This is a genomic window from Arcticibacter sp. (genome assembly GCF_045629565.1).
Taxonomy (GTDB): Bacteria; Bacteroidota; Bacteroidia; order Sphingobacteriales; family Sphingobacteriaceae; genus Arcticibacter.
This window is the reverse complement of sequence record NZ_JAZQRL010000090.1, coordinates 1-3,680: the sequence shown is the minus strand read 5'-3', so window position 1 is coordinate 3,680 and position 3,680 is coordinate 1. Positions and strand designations below refer to the sequence as shown.

At 47.1% G+C, this 3,680-nt stretch carries 2 protein-coding genes, 1 pseudogene and 1 riboswitch; of the genes and pseudogenes, 2 read left to right on the top strand and 1 reads right to left on the bottom strand.

Translation table 11 applies throughout. From position 1 onward, the window contains the following. A riboswitch (cobalamin riboswitch) is annotated at nucleotides 1–104 on the top strand. This riboswitch is flagged as partial in the annotation. A gap of 86 nt (nucleotides 105–190) precedes the next feature. Together ACKI5J_RS10855 and ACKI5J_RS10850 are read left to right on the top strand one after the other, a co-directional pair. Further along, complete coding sequence (locus ACKI5J_RS10855; protein WP_407429374.1) at nucleotides 191–2,173, top strand: TonB-dependent receptor plug domain-containing protein; 1,983 nt, start codon at nucleotides 191–193, stop codon at nucleotides 2,171–2,173. A gap of 5 nt (nucleotides 2,174–2,178) precedes the next feature. Continuing rightward, nucleotides 2,179–3,249 (top strand): DUF5074 domain-containing protein, encoded by a 1,071-nt coding sequence (locus tag ACKI5J_RS10850; protein ID WP_407429372.1) that lies wholly within the window; start codon nucleotides 2,179–2,181, stop codon nucleotides 3,247–3,249. Between the two features lie 139 nt (nucleotides 3,250–3,388). Here the strand turns inward: ACKI5J_RS10850 and ACKI5J_RS10845 are convergent. Further along, nucleotides 3,389–3,680 (bottom strand): annotated as a pseudogene (locus ACKI5J_RS10845) (hypothetical protein); the annotation flags it as partial.

The window sequence follows — 3,680 nt, the reverse complement described above, 5'->3', positions numbered from 1 at the left end:
TTTAAACTAAGGTATATTCTTAGCGTCACTGTTCAATTTTTTGAATGGGAAGACCATACCGAGGGGAGTAAGTCAGAATACCTGCCACTGCATTATAGAATTCATAGCTTTCGGGGATTGAAGCTGGAATGAAGATGCCGTGTGTATTTCCATTGCCGTCCTATACCCCTTGCTGTGCAAACACTCAGGTATGGAAAAACGGTTACTCTCGCTCGTATTCACTCTTTTTGTCAGCACAACCCTTCTCGCACAAGCAGACACCAGCAATGTCTTGAAAGAAGTATCCGTTCGTGTGGTTCTTCCCCAGACATTACAGAGCCTGAATCCCGCGCAGCAGATCTCCTCACGCGATTTTAAAAAGCTGGCAGCCTATAACGTAGCCGACGCAATAAGAAATTTCTCCGGAGTCAACATCAAAGATTATGGCGGGATCGGCGGGTTGAAAACGGTGTCCGTCAGGAGCCTTGGCGCAAATCATACCGGTGTTCAACTGGATGGCGTACAAACCAGCGATGCCCAGAACGGACAAATCGACCTGGGCAAAATCAGTCTCGATAACGTCGCCTCCATTACCCTCTATAACGGACATCCCGCTGAGCTGCTGCAGCCTGCCAGGGCCTACTCCTCTGCCAGCATGCTGGTCATAAAAAGCCTGGCGCCTCAGTTCGGGAATGAGAAAAAACAGCGAATCAGACTGGGCTTTAAAACAGGATCCTTCGGCCTTACCCATCCAAGCATTTTATGGCAACGACAAATCAGTAAGCGATCGTACTTAAATGTAAACAGCAGCTGGCAAAAGTCACACGGAAGATATAAGTATAAGGTCGATGGCGATGGGTCTGATACACTGGCTATTCGTACAAACGCACAGCTTAGCACCGTGCAGTCTGACGCGGCATGGTATTGGAACGGAGCAGACAGCAACCGCCTCCAGTTCCGCATCAACTACTCTCATTCAAGCCGCGGACTTCCCGGCGCGGTAGTTTACTATAATCCTCACTCCAATCAGCACCTTTGGAACCGAGATCTTTTCCTTCAAAGCAGCTATCAGCAGCATTTTCGTAACAAGCTGCAGCTTCTGATTAACGCGAAATTTTCCCACAACTATTTACGATACACCGACCCCGATTACCTTAACCAGGCAGGTATTCTGGATGAGCGCTTTAAGCAAACCGAGCTCTATGAGTCTGTCGCCCTAGCCTACCCGGTCTCCACTATCTGGGAAGTTTCCCTCGCCAGCGACCTCACCTACAACAAGCTCGATATGGATCTGTATAACTACGCTTATCCCAGCCGTCTTACATCCTTTAGTGCCCTGTCTTCTAAATTCCTCATCAAGAAACTGAGCATACATGCGACGCTTCTAAACACCACTATAACAGAATGGGCCGAAAAAGGAAGCGCAAGTCCCTCGAAAAGCATTTGGTCGCCCACCATATCGGCTATCTATAAACCCTTTAACGAGGCAGACCTCCGGTTCCGGCTCTTTTACAAGGACATTTTCCGGAATCCGACCTTTAACGATCTGTATTACACCCGTTCAGGCAGACGTGACCTCAAGCCCGAATACGCGGAGCAATACAATGCAGGCCTCACCTACAGTAAGAACTTCAATACCCTGGTCTATTTCCTCAGCTTTACGGCTGATGCTTACTACAACACAGTAAAAGATAAGATCATTGCCATTCCGAACAAAGATCTGTTCACCTGGACGATCATGAACCTCGGAAAAGTCGATATCCGCGGATTGGATCTTGGCATGAAAACCAAGTCGTCATTAGGGCGACAGCTCGATTTCAGCTTATCCGGCAACTACACTTATCAGCGGGCGCTTGACATTACAGACCCCATGTCATCGGTCTATCTCCATCAGATTCCCTACACACCTGAACATACTATCGCCGTCAATGCCGGTATCAGCGGCAAACGATCGGGGCTATTCTATAATCATATCCTCTCCTCCTCACGGTACTACCTCAGTGAAAATTTACCGGAATACTACGTTCCCGGCTTTTCGGTAAGCGATCTATCCTTCAGTCATCAGTTGAAAACTAAATATCCGGTCAGCGTAACTGCTGAAATTAACAATCTTTTCAATCAGTCTTACGCCTTCATACGAAGCTTCCCCATGCCGGGTCGTTCGCTGAGGCTTTCTTTTCAAATCACAATTTAATTATCATGAAGCAATTAAAACAACTAGCTTTTATCGCTCTATTTCTGGGAATAAGCATTTTCCAAAGCTGTAAAAAAGACGATCGTACGGAAACTGAACCTGAACTTCCAAAAGCAGAGCGCAAAGGTATCTATGTACTATGCGAAGGACTTTTTAACGCCAATAATACGTCCCTGAGTTATTTCAACTACGAAGACAGGAGCCTCCTTACCGATCAGTTCTCAAGCGTGAACGGGCGCGGGCTTGGTGATACCGGAAACGACATGAAGCTATACGGATCTAAAATGTATATCGTGGTTAACGTTTCCAGCACACTGGAAATTGTAAACCCCCAAACTGGTGCCTCTATCAAAAAACTTGATCTGAAACAAAATAATGTCGGCAGACAGCCCCGCTACATCACATTTAACAATAACAAGGCCTACATCTCCAACTTTGATGGTACCGTAGCCGTACTCGATACCGCTTCTATGGAAATTGAGCAGTACATCAAAGTGGGCAGGAACCCGGAGCAGCTGGCCATAGCCAACGGGAAACTCTATGTTGCCAATTCAGGCGGTTTAGACTATCCGAATTACGACAATACGGTTTCGGTCATCGACCTGAAAACTTGGAAAGAAATCAAAAAAATCACAGTAGTAGAAAATCCAAGAGGTGTAGTTGCAGACCAGTATGGCGACGTATATGTGCTATCCTCAGGCAATTACGGTAGTATCAAATCAAGCATGGCGACGATAGACAGTAAGACAGACCAGGTAAAAACAGCAGTGGATTTTTCTGGTGGTTTCATGGTGATCAGTGGCGACTACGGATATATTCCCGCGTCTGGGGGTAAGCTGAAGGTTTTCAATGTTAAAACGGAACAGCTGGAGAAGGAGAATTTCATTTCTGACGACACGAAGATCACCAGTCCTTATGGTGTCGCAATTGATGAACTAACGGGAGAAGTGTTCGTAACCGACGCGAAAAATTATACAACAGGTGGTGAAGTGTTCTGCTTCGACAAAGAAGGCAAGAAGAAGTATGCTATAACCGTAGGTATCAATCCCAATAACGTCGTGTTCATTAACAAGTAACTATTTCCTTTTATGCCATGCCCCGCAACAGGTTATGCTGGCTAATTTTAACTTTTAAGATATACAGGTGCTGGCAAGATGCCGACATCTGTATACCTTAAACGAGCCCCTGCGATCAATCGCTATTTACTTCCGTCAACTACACAAATCTTACCCTTTTCCCCTTAAGAACTTCCGGATGGTCATCCTGCTCAGGCTGCCGAGGTAGGTTCCGGCTTTGCTGTATCTCTTGGGCTAAGCGTTTCGCCGTTCCTGTCCTGGCTTGCTGCTCAATACGCTTCTGAAGACCAGCCAGCAGCCGGTTTCCCGCATAGTCTATAACCATCCGGCTCGGCCGTTCTTCTGCGGGGCCTGCTGTGGCCTGTTCAAGCGGGATAAGTCCCGGTTCCTGCCAGCCCGCCACCAGTGCTGCGGGACTGAAAGCCGCGCTG